The organism is Aequorivita nionensis, from assembly GCF_046352995.1.
Classification (GTDB): domain Bacteria; phylum Bacteroidota; class Bacteroidia; order Flavobacteriales; family Flavobacteriaceae; genus Aequorivita; species Aequorivita nionensis.
Window position 1 is genome coordinate 3288350 of the sequence record NZ_CP130281.1, and the last position, 26047, is coordinate 3314396.

The 26047-nt window shown below is 37.9% G+C and carries 29 protein-coding genes; 5 read left to right on the forward strand and 24 right to left on the reverse strand.

From position 1 onward, the window contains the following. Positions 1-11: 11 nt before the first annotated feature. The gene (hisS, locus tag Q2U82_RS15080) at positions 12-1385 is read right to left on the reverse strand and encodes a histidine--tRNA ligase (RefSeq protein WP_410005634.1); all 1374 of its coding nucleotides are present in this window, start codon (positions 1383-1385) and stop codon (positions 12-14) included. Between the two features lie 148 nt (positions 1386-1533). Between hisS and Q2U82_RS15085 the strand changes: the two genes are divergently transcribed. Next, complete coding sequence (locus tag Q2U82_RS15085) at positions 1534-2775, forward strand: ABC transporter permease (RefSeq protein WP_410005635.1); 1242 nt, start codon at positions 1534-1536, stop codon at positions 2773-2775. Between the two features lie 66 nt (positions 2776-2841). On the opposite strand, the gene Q2U82_RS15090 is transcribed toward Q2U82_RS15085, so the two are convergent. The 4 genes from Q2U82_RS15090 to rpsF all read right to left on the reverse strand — a co-directional run bounded on the left by Q2U82_RS15090 (position 2842) and on the right by rpsF (position 4626). Then, the gene (locus Q2U82_RS15090; RefSeq protein ID WP_410005636.1) at positions 2842-3315 is read right to left on the reverse strand and encodes a DUF6495 family protein; all 474 of its coding nucleotides are present in this window, start codon (positions 3313-3315) and stop codon (positions 2842-2844) included. Between the two features lie 92 nt (positions 3316-3407). Beyond that, positions 3408-3971: a 50S ribosomal protein L9 gene (rplI, locus tag Q2U82_RS15095; protein ID WP_410005637.1), complete on the reverse strand. Its 564-nt coding sequence runs from the start codon at positions 3969-3971 to the stop codon at positions 3408-3410. 16 nt (positions 3972-3987) lie between these two features. Then, positions 3988-4284, reverse strand: coding sequence for a 30S ribosomal protein S18 (gene rpsR / locus Q2U82_RS15100; RefSeq protein WP_111881944.1), 297 nt, complete (start codon positions 4282-4284; stop codon positions 3988-3990). Between the two features lie 3 nt (positions 4285-4287). Further along, positions 4288-4626 carry a 30S ribosomal protein S6 gene (gene rpsF / locus Q2U82_RS15105; RefSeq protein WP_111845983.1) on the reverse strand — a complete coding sequence of 113 codons (339 nt, stop codon included), beginning with the start codon at positions 4624-4626 and terminating at the stop codon, positions 4288-4290. Positions 4627-4838: 212 nt separating this feature from the next. Between rpsF and Q2U82_RS15110 the strand changes: the two genes are divergently transcribed. Then, on the forward strand, positions 4839-5552 hold the full coding sequence (locus Q2U82_RS15110; RefSeq protein WP_410005638.1) for a LytR/AlgR family response regulator transcription factor: 714 nt from the start codon (positions 4839-4841) through the stop codon (positions 5550-5552). On the opposite strand, the gene priA is transcribed toward Q2U82_RS15110, so the two are convergent. The 4 genes from priA to nadC all read right to left on the reverse strand — a co-directional run bounded on the left by priA (position 5549) and on the right by nadC (position 10313). Then, positions 5549-7999, reverse strand: a complete 2451-nt coding sequence (gene priA / locus Q2U82_RS15115) for a replication restart helicase PriA (protein ID WP_410005639.1) — start codon at positions 7997-7999, stop codon at positions 5549-5551. The two genes, Q2U82_RS15110 and priA, sit on opposite strands and share 4 nt — an antisense overlap. A gap of 85 nt (positions 8000-8084) precedes the next feature. After that, positions 8085-8513, reverse strand: coding sequence for a DUF2147 domain-containing protein (locus Q2U82_RS15120; protein ID WP_410005640.1), 429 nt, complete (start codon positions 8511-8513; stop codon positions 8085-8087). A 25-nt stretch (positions 8514-8538) separates the two neighbouring features. After that, positions 8539-9456 (reverse strand): YihY/virulence factor BrkB family protein, encoded by a 918-nt coding sequence (locus Q2U82_RS15125; RefSeq protein ID WP_410005641.1) that lies wholly within the window; start codon positions 9454-9456, stop codon positions 8539-8541. Then, entirely contained in the window at positions 9453-10313 is an 861-nt protein-coding gene (gene nadC, locus Q2U82_RS15130) for a carboxylating nicotinate-nucleotide diphosphorylase (RefSeq protein WP_410005642.1), read from the reverse strand. Before nadC ends, Q2U82_RS15125 begins: the two co-directional genes overlap by 4 nt. Positions 10314-10419: 106 nt before the next feature. On the opposite strand from nadC, the gene rlmH reads away from it, so the two are divergent. After that, a complete protein-coding gene (gene rlmH / locus Q2U82_RS15135; RefSeq protein WP_410005643.1) occupies positions 10420-10893 on the forward strand; it encodes a 23S rRNA (pseudouridine(1915)-N(3))-methyltransferase RlmH in 474 nt (157 codons plus the stop codon). Positions 10894-10927: 34 nt separating this feature from the next. On the opposite strand, the gene Q2U82_RS15140 is transcribed toward rlmH, so the two are convergent. The 3 genes from Q2U82_RS15140 to Q2U82_RS15150 all read right to left on the reverse strand — a co-directional run bounded on the left by Q2U82_RS15140 (position 10928) and on the right by Q2U82_RS15150 (position 12822). Then, entirely contained in the window at positions 10928-11233 is a 306-nt protein-coding gene (locus Q2U82_RS15140) for a DUF6122 family protein (RefSeq protein WP_410005644.1), read from the reverse strand. Between the two features lie 6 nt (positions 11234-11239). Further along, complete coding sequence (locus tag Q2U82_RS15145; protein ID WP_410005645.1) at positions 11240-11704, reverse strand: DinB family protein; 465 nt, start codon at positions 11702-11704, stop codon at positions 11240-11242. A gap of 188 nt (positions 11705-11892) precedes the next feature. Continuing rightward, positions 11893-12822: a hypothetical protein gene (locus Q2U82_RS15150; protein WP_410005646.1), complete on the reverse strand. Its 930-nt coding sequence runs from the start codon at positions 12820-12822 to the stop codon at positions 11893-11895. A gap of 446 nt (positions 12823-13268) precedes the next feature. Between Q2U82_RS15150 and Q2U82_RS15155 the strand changes: the two genes are divergently transcribed. Beyond that, entirely contained in the window at positions 13269-13616 is a 348-nt protein-coding gene (locus Q2U82_RS15155) for a hypothetical protein (RefSeq protein ID WP_410005647.1), read from the forward strand. A 78-nt stretch (positions 13617-13694) separates the two neighbouring features. On the opposite strand, the gene Q2U82_RS15160 is transcribed toward Q2U82_RS15155, so the two are convergent. The 6 genes from Q2U82_RS15160 to udk form a co-directional block, all read right to left on the reverse strand. Continuing rightward, positions 13695-14186 (reverse strand): hypothetical protein, encoded by a 492-nt coding sequence (locus tag Q2U82_RS15160; protein ID WP_410005648.1) that lies wholly within the window; start codon positions 14184-14186, stop codon positions 13695-13697. After that, positions 14183-14998: a DUF4747 family protein gene (locus Q2U82_RS15165; protein ID WP_410005649.1), complete on the reverse strand. Its 816-nt coding sequence runs from the start codon at positions 14996-14998 to the stop codon at positions 14183-14185. The genes Q2U82_RS15160 and Q2U82_RS15165 overlap by 4 nt, the downstream gene beginning before the upstream one ends. A 73-nt stretch (positions 14999-15071) precedes the next feature. Beyond that, positions 15072-17204 (reverse strand): methylmalonyl-CoA mutase, encoded by a 2133-nt coding sequence (gene scpA, locus Q2U82_RS15170; protein WP_410005650.1) that lies wholly within the window; start codon positions 17202-17204, stop codon positions 15072-15074. Positions 17205-17379: 175 nt separating this feature from the next. After that, positions 17380-18753 (reverse strand): methylmalonyl-CoA mutase subunit beta, encoded by a 1374-nt coding sequence (locus Q2U82_RS15175; protein WP_410005651.1) that lies wholly within the window; start codon positions 18751-18753, stop codon positions 17380-17382. Beyond that, positions 18750-19085, reverse strand: a complete 336-nt coding sequence (locus tag Q2U82_RS15180) for an FtsB family cell division protein (RefSeq protein WP_410005652.1) — start codon at positions 19083-19085, stop codon at positions 18750-18752. Before Q2U82_RS15180 ends, Q2U82_RS15175 begins: the two co-directional genes overlap by 4 nt. Continuing rightward, positions 19082-19702 carry a uridine kinase gene (udk, locus tag Q2U82_RS15185; RefSeq protein WP_410005653.1) on the reverse strand — a complete coding sequence of 207 codons (621 nt, stop codon included), beginning with the start codon at positions 19700-19702 and terminating at the stop codon, positions 19082-19084. Before udk ends, Q2U82_RS15180 begins: the two co-directional genes overlap by 4 nt. A 234-nt stretch (positions 19703-19936) precedes the next feature. Here udk and Q2U82_RS15190 point away from each other — a divergent pair, with 234 nt between their 5' ends. Further along, entirely contained in the window at positions 19937-20551 is a 615-nt protein-coding gene (locus Q2U82_RS15190) for a WbqC family protein (protein WP_410005654.1), read from the forward strand. 98 nt (positions 20552-20649) lie between these two features. Here the strand turns inward: Q2U82_RS15190 and Q2U82_RS15195 are convergent, their stop codons facing one another. The 6 genes from Q2U82_RS15195 to ribH form a co-directional block, all read right to left on the reverse strand. Continuing rightward, entirely contained in the window at positions 20650-21666 is a 1017-nt protein-coding gene (locus tag Q2U82_RS15195; protein ID WP_410005655.1) for an endonuclease/exonuclease/phosphatase family protein, read from the reverse strand. 3 nt (positions 21667-21669) lie between these two features. Further along, positions 21670-22545, reverse strand: coding sequence for a rhomboid family intramembrane serine protease (locus tag Q2U82_RS15200; RefSeq protein ID WP_410005656.1), 876 nt, complete (start codon positions 22543-22545; stop codon positions 21670-21672). A 2-nt stretch (positions 22546-22547) separates the two neighbouring features. Then, complete coding sequence (locus Q2U82_RS15205; protein ID WP_410005657.1) at positions 22548-23282, reverse strand: rhomboid family intramembrane serine protease; 735 nt, start codon at positions 23280-23282, stop codon at positions 22548-22550. Then, a complete protein-coding gene (mutL, locus tag Q2U82_RS15210; protein ID WP_410005658.1) occupies positions 23283-25127 on the reverse strand; it encodes a DNA mismatch repair endonuclease MutL in 1845 nt (614 codons plus the stop codon). A gap of 6 nt (positions 25128-25133) precedes the next feature. Then, positions 25134-25418 carry a riboflavin synthase subunit beta gene (locus Q2U82_RS15215; RefSeq protein WP_410005659.1) on the reverse strand — a complete coding sequence of 95 codons (285 nt, stop codon included), beginning with the start codon at positions 25416-25418 and terminating at the stop codon, positions 25134-25136. A 131-nt stretch (positions 25419-25549) separates the two neighbouring features. Further along, positions 25550-26047: a 6,7-dimethyl-8-ribityllumazine synthase gene (ribH, locus tag Q2U82_RS15220; RefSeq protein WP_410005660.1), complete on the reverse strand. Its 498-nt coding sequence runs from the start codon at positions 26045-26047 to the stop codon at positions 25550-25552.

Here is a 26047-nt window from a genome sequence, read left to right on the forward strand (position 1 = left end):
TTGGAATTTTTTTAATTTTTAAGAAATGTCTCCAGTTCTGAAAAATCCATTTGGGTCTGTTCTCCGCTTTTCATGTTTTTCAGAGTGAATGATTGGGCTTCCATTTCTTTTTCGCCCGCCAGGATTGCAAACGCAATATTCCGCTTATCTGCATACCCCATTTGTTTTCCCATCTTTGTGGCATCTGGATATAGTTCGGCCTTTATGCCCGCAATTCGCAATTTCGATATCGCTTTCATTGCATAAAGGGCTTCCTTCTCCCCAAAATTTATAAAAAGTGCTTTGCTGTTATCTGAAACGGTTTCCGGAAAAAGGTTCAGCTCTTCGAGTACCAAATAAATCCGGTCCAACCCGAAAGATATTCCCACACCACTCATATCCTTCAACCCAAATATTCCCGTGAGATCGTCATACCTGCCGCCGCCGCCGATGCTTCCCATGTTTACTTCTTTTGGCGCGGAAACTTCAAATATGGCACCTGTGTAATAATTTAAACCACGCGCAAGCGTAACATCAATTTGCAACGATGCGGTTTGCAAACCCAGCGTTTCAATATTATCAGTAATAAACTCCAGCTCTTCTACACCTTGTATTCCTATTTTGGAATTGCTCAATAATGCTTTTAGCTTTTTTAATTGCTCACTTGCAGTACCATTTAATGAGAACAAAGGCTGCAATTTCTGCAAAGCATCTTCCGAGATACCTTTTTCCCGCATTTCTTTTTTAACGCCTTCCTCCCCTATTTTGTCGAGCTTGTCCAATGCCACGGTAAAATCTATCAATTTGTCTTCCGCACCAATGGTTTCGGCGATGCCGCTCAAAATTTTTCGGTTGTTGATTTTTATGGTTACGCCCTTTAAATTGAGCTTGCTAAAAACTGCATCATACAATTGCACAAATTCCACTTCCTGCCAAAGTGAAGTTGAGCCCACAACATCTGCATCACATTGAAAGAATTCACGGAAACGGCCTTTCTGTGGTCTGTCCGCACGCCAAACAGGTTGAATTTGGTAGCGTTTAAAAGGAAAGGTGATTTCGTTTTGGTGTTGCACAACGTAGCGCGCAAATGGTACTGTTAGGTCGTAACGGAGGGCTTTTTCAGAGATAGTTGAAGTTATTTTATTACTGTCCTTTTCAGAATATAATTTATCATCGACTTTCGAAAGGTAATCCCCACTATTCAAAATCTTAAAAATCAACCGATCGCCTTCTTCACCATATTTCCCCATCAAGGTTTCACTATTTTCAAAGGATGGTGTTTCAATTGGCTGAAAACCATATAATGAAAAAGTTTCTTTTATGGTATTGAAAATATAATTGCGCCTAGAAACTTCTTCCGGATTGAAATCGCGCGTTCCTTTGGGAATGGATGGTTTTTTTGACAAGACTTTTAGATTTTTATTTGATTAGGCAAATATCCTAAATAATAATGAAGTTTGCCACAATAAGATTGCCGGAATCATTATTAGCTTCGCACTAATTCTGTAACTTTATCGTGCGTTTGCAGTCTAATGAGAAACACAAATTAAAAATATGTTTTCACTTTTTTGGGAAAATGTTCGTATTGCGCTGGATTCTATTAAAAGCCAGTTGCTAAGAACCATTCTAACCATTGTAATTATTGGGATTGGCATATGGGCGCTTGTAGGTATTTTGAGTGCCGTGAAAGCGTTGGAAACCACCATTTCCGGGAATTTTGCGTCTATGGGCGCCAATACATTCAATATTCAGCAGTACGAATTTACGGTTCAAACAAATAGAAGTGGCGAACGTGAAAAAATCAATCCGATAATTAGCTACAATAACGTTCGGGAGTTTTTGGATAAATATGAATTTCCATCAACCAAAACTTCACTTTCCTTTCAAGCAACCTCAGTTGCCGAAGTGAAGTACGGCTCCGAGAAAACAGATCCCGAGGTACAGGTTTATGGCGTAAATGAAAACTATTTGGAAAACACCGGAACCGAAATTGACAAAGGAAGAAATTTTACCTTTTTCGATATTCAAAACAACAATAAAGTCTGTTTAATAGGTTCTGATTTTGAAAAAAATCTTTTTAAAGACGAAGACCCAATTAACAAAAGTATCAGCATTCGCGGTGTGAAATTTAAAATTATCGGCCTTTTGGAATCAAAAGGCTCAACATTTGGAAACAACCAAGATTTAAAGGTACTGATTCCGGTTCAAGTTGCACGCGGAATCTACACACAGCCTAATATAAACTACAACATAAGCATAAAAGTAGATGACAAACAACTGATGGAGGCCGCACAGGATGAAGCCATCATTACTTTTAGAAACATTCGCGGTCTGAATCCCGTAGAAGCCAATAACTTTGGAATTGAGCGCAGCGAAGACCTTATAAATAGAATAGCTTCCATTACCCAATATTTGGAAATTGCAGCTTGGATAATCAGCATAATAACCATTCTAGGCTCTTCCATAGCTTTGATGAACATAATGCTTGTTTCAGTTACTGAAAGAACCCGCGAAATTGGCGTACGCAAAGCGTTGGGGGCAAAACGTTCCACAATTTCTACCCAATTTTTTATGGAAACCATTGTGATTGGTCAGTTTGGAAGTATTTTAGGAATTATTCTGGGAGTTTTGACCGGTTTTGCTTTCGCGAAAATCTTCGAGTTTGATTTTTCACTGCCATGGTCTGCAATTATTTGGGCAACAATTATTACGTTTATTGTAGCCGTGATTGCTGGTTCGTATCCAGCTTCAAAAGCTGCGGGATTGGACCCAATTGAAAGTCTGCGTTATGAATAAAGAAGAAATTCCAAATCCCAATAGAAATCAATTTTGGAATTTGGAATTTTTTAATTGGCGCTAATATTATTCGCTTAATAAATCTCCAAAATAGTTGTAAAGCTCTCCTTTCGTAATTACCGAGCCTTGCTGTATCAAAACAAAAATGTCCTTGTTGCGATCATCCTTTATGGCTTTGGTGGAAGTGTAAAGACTAACAGCATCATCGTGCAAGTTTTGCTGAAGCCATTTGTATCCATATTCAGTAGTAATGTCAATATTTTCAGCTTCTACTTTTATGGCGATTAATTCCATAAAAGCTTCCGTAATGTGGAAAAGCATCAATTGTTTGGGAGAAATGTGTTCTAAATACTTCACCTTACTCAAAACGCCTTCCCATATTAAATCGCTAAAAATATCCAATTCCTGTTCAGCAACTTCGGGTTTTTCTGTCTTTAGCGTTCTCCACTCGTCAGCGGTTATGGATTGCGTGGCAAGAAAATTTATAAATTCTTGATTCAGCTCTTCAAACTGTTCTTTTGTTAACCTGGCGTATTTCATTTTATTATTTAAATTCTTTATTCTCTTGATATTAAAAATAAAAAAACCTTCCCTGAAAACAGGAAAGGCTTTATATCAATTAATTGTATTTTTTAATTGGAATTCAATAAATCTTCTGATTTATCTTCAGATATTTCTTCAGATTCAGCTTTTACTTCTGGTTTAGCTTCTGGCTTAGCTTCTGCCTTTGGTTTTTTAACCTCTGGTTTAGCTTCAGCAACTACATCAAAAGCCAAAGTGCTCACAACGTCTCTGTGGAAACGGATAGTTGCTTCATATTGACCGGTACGCTTAACAGCTCCACCAGCAACAACGATGTATTTTTTCTCGATAGAAACACCTTCTTTTTCAAGTGCTTCAGCAAGATCACCGTTAGTAACTGAACCGAACAATTTATCACCTTCGCCAGTTTTGGCAGTAATTTTAATTTCAAGTCCGTTAAGTTTCTCAGCTTGTTTTTTCGCTTCGTCAACTACTTTCTTTTCTTTAAAAGCACGTTGCTTCAAAGTTTCAGCCAATACTTTTTTAGCCGACGGGGTTGCAAGAACTGCATGCCCTTGTGGAATTAAAAAGTTTCTTCCGTAACCGTTTTTCACGCTTACAAGATCATCTGCAAATCCCAGATTTTCTACGTCTTTCTTTAATATAAGTTCCATAATACTTTCTGGTTTTTTATTTTAATAAATCGGCTACGTAAGGCATAAGTGCCAAATGGCGAGCTCTTTTAACGGCAACGGCCACTTTGCGCTGATACTTCAATGAAGTTCCAGTAAGTCTTCTTGGAAGAATTTTACCTTGCTCGTTCACAAATTTCAATAAGAAATCTGCGTCTTTATAGTCAACATACTTAATACCGGATCTTTTGAAACGACAGTATTTTTTTGTTTTATTGGTCTCTATATTAAGAGGAGTAAGATATCTGATCTCTCCGTCTTTTTTTCCTTTTGCTTGTTGTTGTAGTGTGGCCATAATTTATGCTGATTTTTTATCGCGGTTTCTTCTTTTTTCTGCCCAAGCAATTGCGTGCTTGTCAAGGCTTACTGAAAGGTAACGCATAAAACGCTCGTCCCTTTTAAATTCAGTTTCTAGTTCGTGTACTACTTCACCATCAACGGTGTACTCAAAAAGGTGATAAAAACCACTTTTTTTGTTCTGGATTGGGTAAGCAAGTTTTTTCAAGCCCCAATTTTCTTTGGATATCATCTTAGCACCTTTAGAAACAAGAAGATCTTCGTATTTCTTTACTGTTTCCTTTATCTGATCTTCAGATAAAACGGGATTTAAGATGAAAACAGTTTCGTAATGATTCATAAAAAATCTATTAAAATTAATGATTAAAACCTTGGCCTTCTGCCAAAGAGGGTGCAAAAATACTATTTTATTTATTATTTTCAAACCTAAACTTAAATAGTCTTTGAAATTATCAATTTTAGACGAAGTGTATATTTTTTTCGATTAAAGTTAAAAAAAGTTGCATTTCATCGATTATTTGCATATTATTGCCTTACGCAAAACCTACTATTGTGGAAAAAACAATACTTAAATGTGCAATTGTAGATGATTCTACACTGCAAAGGCTTTCCATAGTGAAGCTCATCCAAATGCACCCATCACTTAAACTTGTTGGAGAGTATAAAAATGCTGTTGAAGCCAAAATGGGTCTCGCATCAACTGAAATTGACCTTATTTTTCTTGATATTGAAATGCCTATTCTTTCCGGATTTGATCTTTTGGATGATATTCAAAGAAAACCCCAAGTTATTTTTGTTACCGGAAAAACTAAATACGCTTTTAAAGCTTTCGATTATGATGCGGTAGATTACCTCCGTAAACCCATCGCAAAAGATCGTTTCTTAAATGCCGTCCATAAAGCCATCAACAATTACAAACTGAAAAATGAGGAAGGCTTTGATGATGAAGACTTCATCTTCGTTAAGAGCAATCTTAAGAAAAGAAAAGTTTTCTTGAACGAATTGCGCTATATAGAAGCACTGGGGGATTACGTTAAATTGGTTACCGAGTTTGATTCACTCGTGGTTCTTTCAACTATGAAAGCTTTTCAGGCACTACTGCCAAGCGATCGATTTTTGCGAATCCACAAATCTTATATTGTGAATTTGGACAAAGTGCAGCGCTATAACAGTAAGACTATTGAATTGGACAAAGACAAACTGCCTTTAAGCCGAAATAGAAAAGCCGATCTTGTTGAAGCATTAGCCGCCACCCAGAACGCCTAATAATTATCCACATCAATATTGACGCGAACGCTTGAAAACTCCTTGATGGAATTGAAACTGCGCTGCACGTTCTCTATGTATTTTTTCGTTTTTTCCAATGATTGTTTCTTTGGAATTTTGATGAGAAGATTTATTATGTATTTATTTTTTATTCTTCCAATTGGCGGTGGCTCTGGCCCCAATATATTTTCTTTGAATTGAATCTCCAACGCTTGTCCAAACCATGCCGAAGCTTTTTGAACGCGGGATAAGTTTTTGTCCTTAAAAACAATTTTAATAGTTCTGAAAAAAGGTGGATATTTATAATTGTAGCGTTCTTCCAACTGTTCCTTATACATTCCTTCATAATCGTTCACGCTAACCTGTTTCAAAATCTGATGGTACGGATTGTATGTCTGAATCAAGACCTTGCCGCGCTTTTGGGTGCGCCCTGCCCTGCCCGCAACTTGTTGTAAAAGTTGAAAGCTTCGTTCGTGTGCACGAAAATCTGGAAAGTTTAAAAGATTGTCGGCGTTCATCACTCCAACGAGACTAATGTTTCTGAAGTCCAGACCTTTGGCAAGCATTTGTGTTCCCACCAAAATATCAATCTCTTCGTTTTCCAAAGCTTCAATCAATTTTGAATAGGAATGTTTTCCTTTTGTTGTGTCCTGGTCCATTCGGGCAATTTTATGGTCTGGAAACAAGGTTTTCAATTCGGTTTCAATCTGCTCGGTTCCAAAACCTTTGGTGTCCAAGGTTTCGCTGCCACAAGCAATGCAACTTTGCATCATAGCCATATGATAGCCGCAATAATGACAGCGCAATTGATTTTTATGCTGATGAAACGTCAAGCTAACATCACAGTTTGGGCATTGTGGCGAAACCCCGCACGTGGTGCATTCCACTACGGGCGAAAAACCTCTTCTATTTTGAAAAAGAATTATTTGTTCGCTATTTTTTAATACTTCTCGCATTTCTTCAAGCAAACGATCACTGAAATGACCTGTCATCTGCTTTTTTCGGGTTTTCTCTTTTATATCTACCAATTCAATATCTGGCATCAACACATTTCCGAAGCGCTTTTTCAAGGTTACCAATCCAAATTTCCCGGATTTTGCATTGTGGTAGCTTTCCAAAGATGGCGTAGCGGAACCCATCAACAGCTTTGATTTTTGAATATTTGCCAACACAATGGCACTGTCGCGGGCATTGTAGCGTGGCGCGGGACTGTACTGTTTGAAGGAAGGTTCATGTTCTTCATCAACAATTACAAGCCCTAAGTTTTTAAAAGGAAGAAATAGTGATGAACGGGCGCCAATAACAACCTGCGCTTTCGTTTTTTCGGAAAGCACATTATTCCAAACCTCAACCCTTTCGTTTACAGAAAACTTGGAGTGATAGACCGAAATCTTTTCTCCAAAATATTTTTGAAGACGCGTAATCAATTGCGTCGTTAAAGCAATCTCGGGAAGCATATACAAAACCTGCTTTCTCGTTGCAATCACTTCTTCAATAAGCCGAACATAGATTTCTGTCTTTCCACTGGAAGTAACGCCGTGTAATAAAACCACGTCGTTAATTTTAAAGGAAGTTTTAATTTCTTCATAAGCGTTCGTTTGTGCCTCGTTTAAAGTTTTTATTTCTGAAGAAGCTTCCCCTGTAAACTCTATGCGATCGTGCTGAATAAAATATTCCTCCAGAATACCTTTATCGATAAGTGATTTCAAAGTAGCCGCTGAGGCTTCGCTTTTCTTTTGTAATGCCGTTGAACTGATAGGTTTTTGTGTCTGGCTGTTCAGCATAAAAAGATGCATTAGAACCTCGCGCTGCTTGTGGGCCCGAGTCAGCGAATCTAAAAGCTCGCGCAGGTTTTCTTCGGAAGTGTATTTCTGTGAAAGTTTTATGTAGCGTTTTAGCTTCGGAACGTACTGTTCATAAACAGTTTCCTCGACTTCAATAATATTTTTATCGAGCAGTTTTTGAATTATCGAAACGATATTCTTTCTGTCCAAAATGGAGCGGGCATCATTAATATGCAACGAAGATTGATGTTGCAAAGCTTCGTATAAAACAAATTCGTCATCGCTTAAAGATTCTTCCTCCTGAAAATTTCGTGAAGAAAGCTTGATGATGGTTTCGCTTTCCAGCAAAAAAGCACTTGGCAGCGCAGCCTTTATCACTTCACCCAAAGAACACATATAATATCCTGCCATCCACTCCCAATGTTTTAGCTGAATTGCTGTAAGGATTGGTTCTTCATCAAGAATATGATCAATAGATTTTGTTTCATAACCAACCGGTGGCTGGTCGTGCACTTGATATACAATTCCCGTATATACCTTGGATTTTCCAAAAGGAATAGCCACCCGCATGCCCTGTTTTAGAAAAGCAGCCTCATCCTTGTTCACGCTATAGGTAAATGCCTGCTTTAAGGGAATAGGAAGGATAACATCTATGAAATACACTCGGGAAAAGTTATTGGGTTAACTGTTTTATGAATAAAAAAAGCCACCAAAGTTGGCGGCTTAAAGATAATGCTTTTAATGTTTTTTAGTTAACGCGCGTCCAGGTTTGTGTTCTTCCCAAAAGAGAGAAACCAATATAGCCGCGTACGTCCAATTTATTAGGGCCGTCAAGTTCAATATAGCATTTGTAAACCTTTCCATTATTAGGATCTGTAATGGTTCCGTCGTTATATTCATCACCATCTTTTTCAAGACCTTTAATGATTACAAGCCCCATAATTGGCTTGTTCTTGTCGCTTCCGGTGCATTCAACACAGGTTAGATCACGTTTTTTTGGATCCAGTATTTCTACCACTTTTCCGTAGATTTTTCCGTTTTGTTTATAGATTTCAACAATTGATTTTGCCTCGCCGGTTTCATCATCAATGGTTTTCCATTTTCCGGTTACATCTTGTGCAGCTGCCGTCATAACGGTAAGGACAACAAGGGAGATAGTTAAAAGTATTTTTTTCATCTGTTTAAAAAATTTAGGTTTATAGTTACATTTTTTCCTTTAGCCGCTTTATGGAAATGTTCAGTTCAAAACCTAGCAGCAAGAGGTTTGCATTTATCCAAATATATAACATCAAAATTAAAAGTGCACCAATGGAACCGTATAACTCGTTATAATTTGAAAAGTTATTTATATAGACACCAAAAAAATATGTGGTAAGCAGAAATAGCACCGTGGTGGTTACTGCTCCAATTGAAAAAAAGCTGGAAGACCTTCCTTCTTTGGTGCCGAAATAGTAAAGTGTTGCTATCACAACATAAATCATTATTACAAAAACTAGAAACTGAAAGAACGAAATCCAGAAAAGATCATTGTCAATATAGGCTCTGGACCGTAGATCATTGATTATATATTCTCCATAAAGAATGACCCCAACCGAAGTTAACAACAACAATGCCAAGAAAATGGAAACCACCAGAGCCACAAAATACTGCCTAAAAAAGGTACGGTTAATGGTTACGTGAAATGAATACTCAAAAGCGCTGAAAATTGCATTTACACCGTTTGCGGATAAAAATATAGAAAGAAAAAAAACGACCGAAATTAGTCCAGCCCTTGGGTTTACAGCGATATCTGCAATTATTGGGTAAAAGAATTGTGTGGTCTGTGCAGGCAATAGGGCTTCCATAAATATTAAGAAGCGAGTCTGGAAACCTTCAATTGGTATATAAGGAATCAAGTTTAGCAGAAACAGTAAAAAAGGAAAGAGCGCAAGAAAAAAACTATAGGCTATGGAACTCGCGCGAGGCGAAAAAGAACCTTTCAATATTCCAGTGCCATAAATGTCCAACAAGTGGTATAGCGAAAACTCCCCTCCCATACCGGGAAGTTTTATTTTTTTGCTAAGTTTTACCAAACTCCGGATGACGGGAATATTTATTTCTTTTTCCTCTTCTTGGCTCATTTAACAGCTTTTAGGCTAAGGTCCATATTGTGAACGGAATGCGTTAAAGCACCACTGGAAATATAATCCACACCGCATTCGGCATATTTTCGGGCGGTTTCCAAAGTAATGCCACCGCTGGATTCTGTTAAACATTTTCCGTTGATAAGTTTTACAGCCTTGCTGGTATCTTCATAATTAAAATTGTCTATCAAGATTCTGTAAACACCTTCGGACTGCAATATTTCTTCAATTTCAGAAAGGTTTCTGGCTTCAACGATTATTTTTAAATCGAGGTGGTTGTTTTCCAAATAGCGCTTTGTTTTTTCAATCGCCTTTGTTATCCCCCCACAGAAATCTATGTGATTGTCCTTCAGCATAACCATATCATACAAGGCGAAACGGTGGTTCTCCCCGCCCCCAATTTTTACCGCCCATTTTTCCAAGGCACGGATTCCCGGAGTTGTTTTTCGGGTGTCTAGAATTTTGGTATTGGTGCCTTCCAGCAGTTTTACATATTCGTTGGTTTTGGTGGCAATGGCGCTCATTCGCTGCATTGCGTTTAAAACCAACCTTTCAGATTTCAAAATGGATTGCGAAAGTCCCGAAACATAAAAACAAACATCGCCATATTTTACGGGATTGCCGTCTTCTATTTTTATATCCAGCTCTAAACCGGGATCAACGTATTCAAAAACTTGGCGGGCAAAATCAATTCCTGCAATAATACCTTCATCTTTTACCAAAAGTTTTGCAGTGCCCCTTGCATCCTCGGGAATGCAAGCCAGCGAGCTGTGGTCGCCATCACCTACGTCTTCGCGAATGGCGTTGGCAATGATGATGTCTATTTCTTTGTTGAATTGTTTTTCTGAAATCATAGCGCCGAAATTTTAGCTAAAATACTTTAAAAAGTTTGAAGGACGAAGTGGGAAGTGGGAAGTAGCAACTTTTATCTTTGTATTTTTGGCATCTGAAAAGTTTTTAATGAAAATTACACTTCTCGCCATTGGCAAAACTGACAACAAGCAGCTGCAAACCTTGATGGATGACTACACCAAGCGTCTCGGTTTTTATATTTCTTTTGAAATGGAGGTAATTCCTGATGTGAAGAACTCCAAAAATCTTTCAGAAGCACTTCAAAAGCAGGCCGAAGGGGAAGAAATTTTGAAACGAACTTCTACTGCTGATGTTTTGATTCTGCTTGATGAAAAGGGAAAAACTTATACTTCGGAAGGGTTTGCGGAGTTTCTTCAGAAGAAAATGAATAGTGGGTTGAAGAACCTCATCTTTGTTATTGGTGGGCCGTATGGGTTTAGTGAAGCTGTTTATGATCGTGCCAATGGAAAGGTTTCACTTTCCTCAATGACCTTTTCACACCAAATGGTTCGACTATTTTTTGTTGAACAACTTTATCGTGGGTTTACTATTCTTCGGAATGAACCGTATCATCATCGATAGGAATTAGCGAAAAGCGAAGAGCGAAGAGGGTTTTCTACCATTGGCAATCTATGAAGTCTGTTAACATATGAAATAATAAACCTACTGCTATTATTCTTGTCTTTTTAAAAAACAACAACACTACATAAACTGCCATTGCCCAATAGGTGTGCAATGGATGAAAATTGATGCTGCAACGGTGGTTTTCAAAAATTGGGGTTGCTAAAAGATGATCCAAATCTACCACCATAGTGGCGAGCATAATTAGCCAAGCCTTCTTCCATTCCTTTCTGAAAAAAACATACGCAATCAAGCCCGGAACCAGAAAATGCAGGCTGTAGTGTATTACCGTTTGAAGCATTTCCTTTTAATATTTTACCATTTTTGCCAAAAGCACTATTTGTCCCAAGTGATAGGCGTCGTGCTGGATGATGCCGTGGATGTGCTGATAATAGGTGAGTTTGTTAACTGGGTATTCGTTTATGAAATCTGCTTCGTTAAAAGTGCTGAGAAAATAAAGCCATTCCTTTTGTGTAGTTTCCAAAGCTTCGAGGGTTTGGCGCCACGCTTCATCTGAATCATCTTCTATTTTTACTATATAATTGTTTGAAGGCGTTTGGATGACTTCGCCTTGTACTCTTTTCAGTACGTTTTCACGCCAAGAAATTATGTGGTTTACTATTTCCCAAATGGTATTGCCGTTTTTTATGGGGCGTTGGGCGGCTTGCTCTGGGGTGATTTGCGAAAGTGTGTCCTGCAGGGTAACGTCAAGCCACGGATGACCGTGATATAGGTCTGTGAAAAGGGTTTGTATGCGATGCGACTCGTTCATTTTTTGGTTGAGGGTTGATGGTTTATTGTTGATGGCCAATCAAAGATAACGAAATATTTCAGGAAGATTTAGGTGGGTCGTGAAACGTAATTTTATAATCACTAACGGAACTCCCGATAATGCACATTATAAAAAAACTGCCTCAAATATAACATTCGAGGCAGCAAGTGTAAAAGCAAAAAGGTAATCTATTGAAATGTATATTCAAATGTGTATGTTTCTTCTAGATTTGAGTTGGTGACTTCACTTTTTATTTTTTTAAAGTAAAAATTATTGCTTAAGGTTTCAAAGGTATTTTGTTGGCTTTCTTCAAGGGTTACGTTAAATGATTGAGCCCCATCATTGAAATAGTGGGTGGAAGTTCCTCCAAACCATTCTCCACACAATATTCTATTCATTTTCTTTCCAAATGTTTTGTCCTGCAAATATTGTTCTGTATCAATTATTGAGGAATAGGCTACTGAAAATGTTTCGCCAGACGCCATTTGTCCAGAAATTAAATTGTTGTTGTTATCATACTGAAAACTGTTTATACTATCCATATTCCCATCAAAATCAAAATCTTTTCCGGCTTTAATGATATTGTCGTTTTCATCAAATTCCATTATATACCTTCTTCTAACCTCAGTGTTTGGATCGTTATAGGGCAACGAAATTTCCTCAAAATAAATGATGTTTTCTGAAATATGTGGAAATCTAAAATACCTATGGGGCGTTTCAGAACCCAAACTTGCGCCAACCAATCTTAGCTGGTTATCATAAAAATATTCGCGCACTATTTGACCATTTACTTCTTCCCTTGAAAATACAGCAACCGTACCAGATGCATTAAATTCATATATCTCTTGGGTAGTAATGCCATAACTTATATCATCACGGAAAAATTCTCTAATCATCAATTGCTTTTTATTGTCATTTATAGTAGTAGTATAAATAGATTTAACGACACCTAAATTAGGATCTTCTGGTATTCCTAAATAGGTGATTTTTGCAGCTGTAATTACTGGGTCTAATTGAATGGTTTCTTCTTGTTGCTGGCTGTTATCATCGTCTGATGAACAAGCTGTGAAGAGTTGCGACAAAGCAAAAATGGATAGGAAAAGATGGGCTGTTTTCATATACTATTTGGTTTAAGTTGTAGTATGAAAATAACGTGGCGTTTTAACATTTAGTATTTTGACAAATAGCATTAAAGGTCTTAATAGAGTTGTGCGGACACGAGCGGGACGCCCGCGGGAGCGAGCAAGAATAATTATTTTATCAATTTAGTAGTCAAAATATAGACAAGAATAGGTAATTAATAAACCTGTATACCTTTAATACGCATTAATATACGTTAGATAATACACATTTATACGTCAAACAACATACCTATATACGTTTGAATATATATAAATATGTGTTCTATAACATATCTATATACGTTATAGAACATATTTTTATACGTTAAACAACATACTATTATATATAAAAAACGTATATTTATATATAAAATATAGACATCAAGGTATAGATAACCAACAACTATCAATAGAAAATAAACAAATCCTTCAATTTTACCGCTATGACCACAAACTCTGAAACACCAGCGCCCCATATGGGCAAGCTGCTCCAGCAAGTACTATACAAAAAACACATTAGCAGTGCAGGCTTAGCTAGAAAAATGAATAAGAATCGTACCGGCGTTTATAAATACGACAAGCGCGCTAGCCTGCAGCTACGGATAGTGTGGCATTTATGCACTGTGCTTAAACACAACTTTTTTGCTGATTTGGCTGCCCGACTTCCTGCCGACTACACCACCAATCTGCCCCCAGGCGCAAGTGCTAACGACCGCATTGCACAACTAGAAACCGAAAATCGCGACCTAAAATTGCAACTAGATTTACTGAAGGAGGTTTTGAGGAAGTGACACTTGACGCGGCAAATGTATTATTTAGGGATTATCTTTTTTGGTGGCACGAGCGGGACGTTCGCGCTAGCGGGGGAATTATTTATTTAGCCGTTTATTCTTAATATATTTTATGCGTGTTTTCGAATATTTTATTGCATCATTAGTTGATAACATTGTAGCTATCAAACTATAAAAAAACATGAAAGAGAATAAGCCTAAAAACCATTCACTCATTTCAAATGAGGTGTTCAAAGACATTCTAAATGAGGAAATTACATATAATATAATAGAATAAAGAAGTGCAAAAAACAAGCTTCCTACTGTCCATTTAAATGTGTTTATAAGTCGAGAAAATAAACCATCATTTTCCAAAAATTCTACAAATTCATCGTCACTAGCGCTAATAATAAATGCCAAAGCGGCAAAGAAAATTGAAAATATAAGTGATAACACTCCAATACCCATTCCCAATAAATCCTTTATTAAGTCACCTCCAACCCAGTTGGGCAAAAAACAAATACTTAATATTGATAATATTAAAGATATAATAGTATCAAAAGAAAAAATATATGTGTGAAAAAACTTCATTTATTATTAAATCTTCTTAAGATCTTTTCAAAAACATTCTTTAAAGAAAAAAATTGTTCGCGTACCATAAGATTATTTTCTATTTTCTTTTTCATTATGGATTCACTTTCTTCAGTACTTATTGTTACCTCATTACCATCTTCGTCCTTCCCTTCTCCTTTTGCTTTTCCATACCCATCTTGAGCCATTTTTATTTTACTTTCTGTAATCTCATCAACAACAATACTTTCATTATCCATGGCTTGCATTTCTTCAGTATAAACTTTCACGTGCATATTATTTAACCTTTCATCAATGTCTTTCCATAAATCTCTACTGTTTGGATTTGACGGGGTTAATTTTAAAGTGAGTTTATTTAAACTTCTCATCTTCTGAAGAAAATTCATAAACTCATACTCCTGATTTATTGGATAAATTAAAGAATCAACGTTAAAAGTATCGTCTGCACCAATTATTACACCTGAAAAAGCTTCACAAAATCGTTTAGGACTTATTATATTTCCATAAGGATTATATGCTATTAGATGGTTTTTTTCTATTAAAAAAAATCTTGCTCTACCCTGAATATAATCTCTAATATATTCAATCGTCAAAATATCATCCTTAACAACCGGTTCTTCTTTAATGTCCTGATATTTTACTAATTCTCCTGAAAAAACTACTCCAAGATCTTTATCCTCAATAGTTTCTATAGAAAAAATACCATATTGAGTATTGGAATTTTTATCTCTGAATTTGTTACCGTAGTTTAATAATTCAAATAGATCATATTTGCTTTTATAATTAAGTCTTCCAAAGTAAAAAGTTTCCATTAGTAATAATTGGTTATTTAGTTATTATAATTCACTAATATATGAATGATTTATTATATTAATATAGAAAAATCTATTCCACCCCCTCAATCAAAACCCCCAACATCTCAATAGCCGCATCACTAATACGAGTGCCCGGGCCATAAACCGCAACGGCGCCAGCATCAAAAAGGTATTGGTAGTCCTGCGCGGGTATTACACCGCCCACGATGACCATAATATCTTCGCGGCCATACTTTTTTAGGGCTTCTATTACTTGTGGCACTAAGGTTTTGTGCCCTGCGGCAAGGGAGGAAACACCCAGAATATGCACGTCGTTTTCCACTGCTTGTTTGGCGGCTTCGGCTGGGGTTTGGAAGAGTGGGCCTATGTCCACGTCAAAACCTACATCGGCATAGCCTGTAGCTACTACTTTGGCGCCGCGGTCGTGACCGTCCTGCCCCATTTTGGCAATCATAATACGTGGACGACGGCCTTCCAGCTCTGCGAACTGGTCTGCCATTTGTCTTGCTTTTTCAAAACTTTCGTCTTTCTTTATTTCTTTACTGTACACGCCGCTAAAAGATCTAATTTGTGCTTTATACCTCCCGAATTCCTTTTCCATTGCGGTAGAGATTTCGCCTAAGGTTGCCCTGTGGCGGGCAGCTTCTACGGCTAAAGCTAATAAATTTCCTTGACCTGTGCGGGCGCATTCTGTAATATCTGCCAGTGCCTTTTCTACCTTTTTGGTGTCGCGGGTTGCTTTTATATTGTTTAGGCGTTCAATCTGCGAGGTGCGAACTTTTTGATTGTCCACGTCCAGAATTTGCAGCGGGTCTTCCTTTTCAAGACGGTATTTGTTTACGCCTACTATGATGTCCTGTCCGCTATCAATACGTGCCTGCTTACGTGCAGAGGCTTCCTCTATGCGCAGTTTGGGAATGCCTGCCTCAATGGCTTTGGTCATTCCACCGAGTTCTTCTACCTCCTCTATTAGCGCCCAAGCTTTGTTGGCGATTTCGTTGGTAAGGTTTTCCACATAATAACTTCCCGCCCAAGGATCAACCGTTTTGGTGATTTGGGTTTCGGTCTGGAGGAAAATCTGGGTATTTCTGGCGATTCGTGCGGAGAAATCGGTTGGTAGTGCAATTGCTTCATCCAAAGCGTTTGTGTGCAAGGATTGCGTTCCACCAAAAACTGCTGCGGCAGCTTCAATGGCCGTTCTTGCTACGTTGTTGAAAGGGTCTTGTTCAGTAAGGCTCCAACCGCTTGTTTGGCAGTGAGTTCTTAATGCTAGAGATTTTTCGCTTTTGGGGTTGAACTGTTTTACAATCTTTGCCCAAAGCATACGGGCGGCACGCATTTTTGCAATTTCCATAAAGTGGTTCATCCCGATTGCCCAGAAAAAGGAAAGTCTCGGTGCAAAAGTATCAATATCCATTCCTGCCTTTATTCCTGTGCGGATGTATTCCAAACCATCTGCAAGGGTATATGCAAGTTCAATATCCGCGGTAGCGCCCGCTTCCTGCATATGGTAGCCGGAGATGGAAATGCTGTTGAACTTGGGCATGTTTTTCGAAGTGAATTCAAAAATATCGCTGATTATTTTCATGGAAGGCGTTGGCGGATAGATATACGTATTGCGCACCATGAATTCCTTTAGAATGTCATTCTGAATAGTTCCTGCCAAATCTTTTGGCGAAACGCCCTGCTCTTCAGCAGCGACAATGTAGAACGCCATAATGGGAAGCACGGCGCCGTTCATCGTCATGGAAACGCTCATCTTGTCCAACGGAATTTGGTCGAAAAGGATTTTCATATCCTCTACGCTATCAATCGCTACGCCTGCTTTCCCCACATCGCCCTCTACCCTTTCGTGGTCGCTGTCGTAACCGCGATGGGTTGCAAGATCAAAAGCCACGGAAAGCCCTTTTTGGCCTGCCGCGAGATTACGTCTGTAAAAGGCGTTGCTATCTTCAGCCGTTGAAAAACCTGCATATTGGCGAATAGTCCACGGATGGCGGACGTACATAGTGGAGTATGGTCCGCGAAGGTTTGGTGTAATTCCGGCTACGAAGTTTAGGTGTTTAAGATCTGCAATATCTTCATTGCTGTAATTCTTCTTAACCTCAATGTTTTCAGCCGTTGTGAATTTTTCTGCTTCTGTATTCGGCCTTTCTTCTTCAGAATTTTTCAATTCTATATGTTCTAAATTTCTCCTATCCATATTTTTTCAATGCTTTCCCAACCCATAAATATTCCAAAACAAATTAGCAATATTGATACAAACACAATAAGGACGCGGAAATATTTGTGTGTTGATAACGTTTTGTAACGAGTGAGCAGCGCTAAGCCGAGGACGACAAAGATGATTCCTAAAACGGTTCCTAATACTTGATTGTTCATGATTCTTGATTTAAGCGTTCCTGTTCAGTGATTTCAGATATTCTTTTTTCAATAATCGGGGCAATTAGTGTTTTTACGGGATTGTGTTTTACGAAAGGAAAAAGTTCCAAATCGTTTTTCATTCGGTCGTTTTTGTTTGGGTGGTAATTGGTTCCCAAAAGTTTCAGTTCGCCACTGTCAAATTGTTTTTGTTCCTTTTCGGCACTTTCCTTTATTTTCTTTTGAATAGTTCCTTCCTTTAATTGTTGAAGAAAACCGCCGCCTTTTTCTATTTCCTTGAAAAGTTGAAGCGCTTTTTCGGCAAGTTCATCCGTTAGGCTTTCAATATAATACGTTCCGTCCGCCGGATTGCTTACGGTATCAAAATAGCTTTCATGCTTTAAAATAAGCAATTGGTTGCGGGAAATGCGTTCGCCAAATTCGTTGCTTTTATGGTAGAGTGCGTCATAAGGCATATTGCAAACTGTATCTGCGCCGCCTAAAACTGCGCTCATGCATTCGGTGGTACTTCGGAGTAGGTTTACGTTGTAATCGTAAAGGGTTTTATTGCGTTTTGAAGGCGTTGCTATTATATGGCAAGTTTCATTTATGCCGTATTCGTTAGCCAAGGTTGCATAAAGTTTTCGGAGGGCGCGGATTTTCGCTATTTCGAAGAAGTAGTTTGGGCCGGTTGCGAGGTTGAAGGTTAAACTTAAAGATTGCTTAGTTTCACTCACAATGTGGTTTAAATATTCGTTAGCATGTGCTAAGGCGTAGGCTAATTGTTGCACTATGTTGGCACCTGCGTTTTGGTATAAGGTTGCATCAACTGAAAGAAGGTTTTCGGAAGGATATTTTTGAAAAAGGGAATCAAGCATTTCATGATCTTTTTTCAAATTGTTAAACCAATTTCCGGTTCGGACTAGATTTCCTATTAAATCTATATTGTAAAAAACGGTCGCTTTTTTTTCTGAAAAGAATTTGATGAGTTTGTTGTAAAAAGCTTCGGATAGGAATGATAAGTTGAAATAAATTGAAACGGTTTCAAACGGGAAATCCTTAAAAACATTTCGTGGTTCAAAATCTTCGGCAGCGGTAAAAATTATCGCCTCAGCACCTCTTTCCGAAGCATTCAAGGCAATACTGTTTGCTATTTTTTCGTCATCAATAAAGATCTTTTGGGCAATTTTCCAACTTTCCGGCTGACCGGGAATGGGCTGGAAATCTTCCTTAAAATCGTCTTCGTGATAAAACGGTTTTACATTAATGCCTTCGGGACTTTTCCAAACTAGCGTTTCATTGTAATCCGCCCCTTTTAGGTCGAACTGAATCTGCTGTTTCCATTGCTTTGCGGAAACTTCATCAAAACCCTCAAATAAAAATTTGCTCATCGCTTTTCTTCTTTTTTCTTGATGCTGTCTTCGTGCTCAATTATATAAATGTCTTCGTTTTCTTTTTTTAGGTAATATTTCTCACGGGCAAATTTTTCCATCTGGTTGCTATCCTCCATTTTTTTTATGAAGCTTTTATCATGATCTATTTCCTTTTGATAAAACTCTGTGTTGTCTTCCAGGGCATCAATTTCGCCCTCTAATTCTCTATGTATAAGGTATGAATTGGTGTCAAAAAAAATCATCCATGTAATAAAAAGGATAAGAATAAGCACGTATTTATTGCTTATAAACCTAACCCATTTTTTCTTTCTAAACTCTGAAAAACTCATGATTCAGTATAGCTTATTTTTTGATGAATGATGCTGCGGATTACGTCAACCGCCACGGTGTTGTATCTGTTTGTGGGAATTATGATGTCCGCAAATTCCTTGGTTGGCTCTATGAACTGTTGGTGCATTGGCTTCAGCGTTGTTTGGTAACGGTTTAAAACTTCTTCCAAATCGCGGCCGCGCGTGGCGATGTCTCGCTTTAACCTACGTATTAAGCGTTCGTCACTATCCGCGTGCACGAAAATTTTAATATCGAACATATCGCGAATATCGGGATGCGCCAGGATCAAAATGCCTTCAACAATTATTACTTTCTTTGGAAAGGTAGTGATTGTTTCTCCAGTTCTGTTGTGCTCCACGAAGGAATATACAGGTTGCTCAAAGGAATTTCCTTTCCGAAGTTCTTTTAAATGACTCACCAATAAATCAAAATCTATTGCTTTGGGATGGTCAAAATTTATTTTTTTGCGTTCATCCATAGATAAATCACTGGTGTCGTGATAATAGGAATCCTGTGAAATAACACAAACTTCATCCACGGGAAGTTCTGTAACTATTTGATCTACTACTGTGGTTTTCCCGCTTCCGGTGCCGCCGGCGATGCCAATTATGAGCATATTTTAAAGGTTTATACAAATGTAGGGAAAAGGGTTGCAGGTTTCAAGTTTTAATTAATAGTCGATGGGTTTGTGAGTTTATGAGTTTATGAGTTTAGAAGTTTAGAAGTTTAGAAGTTTAGAAGTTTAGAAAAACGTAGGTAATGCTAAACTCATCGACTTTAATTTCGTATCTCGTATCTCGTATTTCGTATCTCGCACTTCTTTCCTATTTTTGAAATCAATAAAATTGAAATGAAAACAATCCTGCTCCATCCCTCCTATTTTCCTTCCATTGAACAGATGGCGGCTGTGGCACAGGCTGAAAAAGTGGTTTTTGAAGCGGAAGATAATTACCAAAAGCAAACCTACCGAAACCGAACATTTATTGCGCACAGCAACGGCAGGCTTTTGTTGAACATTCCAATAAAACACACGGGGAAGCGCAGAAAAACAAAAGATGTGATTGTTGAAAATGATTTTCCGTGGCAGGAACAACATTGGAAGAGTTTACAAAGTGCTTATCGCACCTCTCCTTTTTTTGAATATTACGAAGACGATTTAAAACCTCTATTTACAGAGCCCGTTGGAAATTTGATGGAACACAATCTTAAAATATTCGATTTGTTGTGCGAACTGATTGGGATTGAAGTTGAAGTTTCAAAAACTGTTGCTTTTGAAAAAAAACCTGAAATCACCGATCTGCGGATTTTGATTGATGCAAAAAGAAAGTCGAATTTTGAAGCGGAAGTATATACGCAAGTTCACGAAGCAAATCATCCTTTTTTACCGAATCTTTCGGTCTTGGATTTACTTTTCAATGAAGGGCCAAATGCTTTAAATTATTTGGAAAGGCAATCTTTGGGGTGATGGTTGATGGTTGATTGTTGATTGTTGATTGTTGATTGTTGATTGTTGATTGTTGATTGTTGAAAATTAGAATAAGAATTGTTCATTGCTAATTGCAATTACCAGCCAACGGTAGCTCTAACTGGATAATGGTCTGAAAAAGTTTTCTCCATGGACTCGAAAGAAATAACCTCCAATCCTTCAGAAGCAAAAATATAATCAATCCGCATTGGGAATTTTTCAAACTTAAAAGTAGTCCCCAAACCATTTCCACGCTCACGGAAAGCGTCCTGCATTCCATCTTTCAATTTTCGATAGCTGAATGAAAATGGCGTATTGTTGAAATCACCACAAATAATTACAGGGTGCTTGGTTTTTTGTTTGTGTTCCAAAATGGCTTCCACTTGGCCTTGTTGTTTTTCAAACGCTTTAGAAACACGTTTCCGAAGTTTTTCGTTGTCGCTATCCTGTAAAAAACTTACCCGTGGAATGATGCCGAGCGACTGCAAATGCACATTGTAAATTCTAATGGTATCAGTTCCCTTCACAACATCGGCGTAAAGTGTATTGTTATAGGTTTCTTCAAAATCAAAGGCACCAGTGTTCACAAGGGGATATTTTGAAAAAAAAGCATGCCCCAATTTCGCTTTTTCAGACTTAAAGTGTACGTATTTATAGGGAAAGGCAGAAAAATCAATTTTGTTGGGTTTATAATATTCTTGAACAAAAACCACATCAGGGTTTTCCTCAGTAAGTATTTCTGAAATTATTTTTGAAGCATCCGTCTCGGGATTTTTTTCATAAGCATTGAAAAGCCGAACGTTATATGATAAAACGTTCAGGGTATTTTTATACTGTGAAGCATCACCTTCTGAGGAGACTTCGTAAAAAACATTAAAGTAGAAATAGGAAATTAAAAGAACCGTAAACGACACGAAAAATCTTCTCCTAAACTGTATGGCCCAGTAAATTGCAAAAAAAATATTTACAATTATTAGAAGGGAAACCACCAAGCTTAACAACGAAAGTGTAGGAAAGTTTTTGGGCGGCAAATAGGGCAAAATAAAGGAAATAAGCAAAAGAAATGCCGTGAGCATATTGCCCCAGTATAAAAATTTGTTGACAAGTTTCCGCATTGGTTAGTCTTCTTTTCCGGCTTTAAACAAAAAGTCTTTTTCATCTTTGGTAAGACTTTCATAGCCGCTTTTGCCTATTTTATCCAAAATACCATCAACCTTTTTTTGATGGTCAGATTTTGTTTCTTTGGGTTTAGAACGCTGGGGCGAAGAATGTGTTGTACGATGTACTTTTCTGAAAGGTTTTTTGGTGCGTGGCTTAAAAAGATTAGCTATCCAATCCATAAAATTTTCAAACCATTTGCCAATGTCATTTCCTTTTGCAAGCTGAATTGCATATACATATCCAAAAAGAGCACCGCCAACGTGCGCCATCAATCCGCCCGCATTCCCAGATGTTGGAATGCGTACCAAATCAAAAAGAAAAAGAAACAGCGCAATTTGCCAAAGTTTTATGGTGAACGTAAAAATACGTACTTCTGTATTGGGCGTATAAGTTGCAATGAAGATCATTATAGCGGTTACTGCTCCAGAGGCACCAATCAAAAAGCCGCGGTTTTCAGCAAAAACCGGAAAGAGGTTGTAAGCTAAAACAAATAGCAATCCGCCAAAAAGTGCACCGAGTAAATAAACAGTCAACAATCGTTTTCCGGTGAATAGATTTAAAACAAACTGCCCAAACCAATACAACCAAAGCATGTTGAACAAAATATGTAAGAACCCAAAATGAAGGAATCCGTAAGTTATCAATGTCCACGGACGGAACAAAATTGTATCAAAATTATCGCTTAAAACAAACCAGCGCGATAAATACTGTGGGCTCATACTTAAGAAAAAAGAAGCCAAATACACAACCAAAAACACAGCTGCATTGATGACTATGAGCTTTATAAGCACATTGGCCGTTTTATATTGATATGCAAGATTGGGTGCTGCCATAGTTAATTCCAGCGATGGTTATCAAAACTGTTTTTTCGCCAGTACCAAGCCATTATGAATCCAAAAAGGGCACCGCCAATATGCGCAAAATGTGCTATGCCCGTTTGCGTTCCGGTTATTCCGAAAACCAAATCGAGCACAATAATTCCAGGAATAAAGTATTTTGCTTTTATTGGAATCGGTAAGAATATCAACATTAATTCTACATTTGGGAACATCATTCCGAAAGCTACCAAAACCCCATAAACAGCACCCGAAGCACCAAGCGCGACACCATTATAGGTATTATACATGCTTTGTATGGTGTCTTGAGAAACAAAATCCAATATTGAGGTGTTATATTTTCCGGTATTCAAAAGATCCATTATTTGTTCATGGTTCATTCCAGCATTCATCAATGCGTCCATTCCGCTGTGCAATTGATAATAGTTTACCAACGTATAAATCAAGGCCGAACCAAGTCCCGCAGAAAAATAAAAGAATAGAAACTTTTTTTGCCCCCAGCGCATTTCCAAAGGGGAACCAAAAGCCCACAACGCATACATATTAAAAAGTATGTGGAAAAAATTGGCATGCATAAACATAGAAGTCAATGGCTGCCAATACTGAAAACCGGGATTTTCAAAATAATACAAAGCAAAAAGACGCTCAGCAACCCCGTTTAAAAATTGTGACCCAATAAAAAAGAGCACATTCAGTATTAAAAGAAATTTTACGGTATCGGTTATTCTTCCCATTTACATAAATTTTTTGTCCAGATCACTCACGTCAAGTGCTGTGAAAACTGGTTTATTGGTCGGACTCACTGTTGGTTCTTTGCAAGCAAAGAGTTGGTTTATTAAATGTTCGCGTTCTTCTTTGTTCAATGAAACGCCCGTTTTTATTGCCATACTTGCGGCCATTGACTTTGCCAGCATATCGTTTTGGCTGAAACCGGTATCGGGCACTTCTTCTTTTATGTCGTGCACCAATTGGTTGAGCAAATTTACAACATGGCTTTCTAGTATCAACACTGGAATTCCGCTAATCTCAATAGTTTCGTCTTTCAACTCAGAAAAAATAAAACCTGTGTGTTCCAATTGCTCACGGATTTTTTCAATAATTTCCAAATCAGGTTTTGAAAAATGCAATTGAAGCGGAAACAATAATTGTTGGCTAACAGCTTCTTTTACTGTAATGTTCTTTAATAATTCTTCGTAAAGAATCCTTTGATGCGCAAGATTTTGATGAATAATCATCATTCCGTTTTTCAGCGGGCTCACGATGTATTTATTTTGAAGCTGGAAGGTGGTTTGTCCAGTTTCAGCTTCGGAAGTATCAAAAAGACTTCCAGTTACTTCTTCACTTTCAAATTCAATATCGCCCAAGTTTGAAACTGCGGAACTTTCATCTTTCAACCCAACATAAAGTGATTCCCACGAAGCTGGCTGTTCTCTTTTAAAAGGAAAGTTTATATTTCCCTGTTTGGGCTTTTCTTTAAATGGATTAAAATCCCGATCCACTTCTATGGAAGGTGCCGTGGGTTGCTTTTTGCTATAATCGTACGGCGTATCAAAACCTTTGTCCCTTTCAAAATCAAGCACTGGCGCAATATTGAATTGCCCCAAACTGTGTTTTATCGTAGCGCGAAGCATTGCATAAATGGAATGCTCGTCATCAAATTTAATTTCGGTTTTTGTGGGATGGATGTTGATATCTATGGAATGCGGATCTACTTCCAAAAAGAGAAAATAGCCAGGGTGAATATCGTTTTTCATCAAGCCTTCAAACGCTGACGCTACTGCGTGATGCAGATAAGAGCTTTTTATAAAACGGTCATTAACAAAAAAAAACTGCTCTCCCCTGCTCTTTTTTCCGAATTCAGGTTTTAAAACGAATCCTTCAATTTTTAAGATTTCGGTTTCTTCGCTTACGGGAACCAGTTTTTCATTGGTTTTACTTCCGAAAATATTTACAATCCGTTGGCGAGAATTTGAAGAAGGAAGATTGAAAACATCGCTCCCGTTGTGAAGCATTTGAAACGCTACGTTTGGATGCGCCAAAGCCACACGGTGGAATTCATCAATAATATGACGGGTTTCCACAGGATTGCTTTTGAGAAAATTTCGACGGGCAGGAATGTTGTAAAAAAGATTTTTTACTGAAATTGTCGTTCCCTTCGGAACTACTGCAGGATCCTGTGAAATAACTTTGCTACCTTCAATAGTTAAATGTGTACCAATCTCGGAATCTTCAGTTTTGGTTTTCAACTCAACATGAGCAATTGCTGCAATAGAAGCCAAAGCCTCGCCACGAAAACCTTTAGTGTGAAGATTAAAGAGATCTTCAGCCGATTTGATTTTTGAAGTGGCGTGGCGCTCAAAACTTAAACGTGCATCGGTGACGCTCATTCCAATTCCGTTGTCGGTAACTTGAACGAGTGTTTTTCCGGCATCTTTAATTACAAGAGTGACGGATGTTGCTTTTGCATCAATGGCGTTTTCAAGTAATTCCTTCACTACCGAGGCGGGCCGTTGCACAACTTCACCAGCTGCAATCTGGTTTGCAACGTGATCCGGTAATAACTGAATAATGTCTGCCATTAAAATTTATGCGTAGAAAATAGATAAATCGAATTCAATAATAAATAGGAAAAGAAGCACGAGTATCGCAATAATCACAATTAGCCTTCGGTTTGCTTTTCTATCAGAAGTTTGTCTTAAATCTGCCCAAGCGGTTTTAAATTTTCCTTTCAAACCTTTGTTATCGCCAACCGTGGTTCGGAATTGGTCAAATTTATGGCCTATTGAAAAAGGGCTACTTTCACCATCATGCTCAAAATGCCGTGGTTGGTAACTGTACTTTTTGTTTTTTCTTTTGCTTATTAGTCCCATAATTGTCGTGCTTCAAAGTTACTTATTTCAATTAGGAATTCAGAATTATGAATTCAGAATTTAACAGGTATTTTTGAACAATTACCGTACCAATGAAGTGTTCAGTAGTTGGCAGTGGCGAAATTTGAATATTAAAACTTTGAGTCTTTCCGAAGTTGCGCCATTTTTATTGCGGCAATTGCGGCTTCGGTGCCTTTGTTGCCGTGTTTGCCACCGCTTCGGTCTATTGATTGTTGCATATTGTTGTCTGTCAACACGCAGAAAATAACGGGAATATTACCGTGAACATTTAAGTCCTTAATTCCTTGTGCAACAGCTTCACATACATAATCGAAGTGTTTCGTCTCACCTTGAATAACGCTTCCAATTGCAATAACCGCATCAAGCATATCATAGCTTTGCGTCATTTGCTTACATCCGAAGATAAGTTCAAAACTACCTGGAACATTCCAACGAACGATGTTTTCATTGATAGCGCCGCAATCTTTTAAAGCATCAAAAGCGCCTTGGAACATACCTTCGGTTATGTTGTGATTCCACTCTGAAACAACAATCCCAAACCGAAAGTTCTTCGCGTTTGGGATTGTGGTTTTATCGTAAGCCGATAAATTTGTATTTGCTGTAGCCAT